1 protein-coding gene is annotated in these 238 nt (G+C 66.4%); it reads right to left on the bottom strand.

Annotation, left to right across the window (positions count from 1 at the left end):
• Positions 1-238: VCBS domain-containing protein (locus MD588_RS26020; RefSeq protein ID WP_265700845.1), on the bottom strand; the 238-nt coding region annotated here is incomplete at both ends.

Here is a 238-nt window from a genome sequence, read left to right as displayed (position 1 = left end):
CGTCGCTGATCGCAATCGTGCCGGTCGCCGTCTCCGGCGCATCGCCGATATTGCCCTCGGTGACCGCCCCGGTGAACGTGCCGCTGACCTGCGACGCATCTTCCGTGCCGGTGATCTCCACCGTCACCTGCTGCTTGGTGCCGTCGGTCGCGGTGAAGGTGATGGTGTCGCTGACCTTGTCGCCCTCGTCCAGCTGCTGCACCTTGGACTGGTCCAGGGTGTAGGTCCACTCGCCGTC

The sequence above is a fragment of the Photobacterium obscurum genome (assembly GCF_026191635.1).
Taxonomy (GTDB): domain Bacteria; phylum Pseudomonadota; class Gammaproteobacteria; order Enterobacterales; family Vibrionaceae; genus Photobacterium; species Photobacterium obscurum.
The sequence above is the reverse complement of the archived record's forward strand: the minus strand, read 5'-3'. Positions and strand labels throughout refer to the sequence as shown.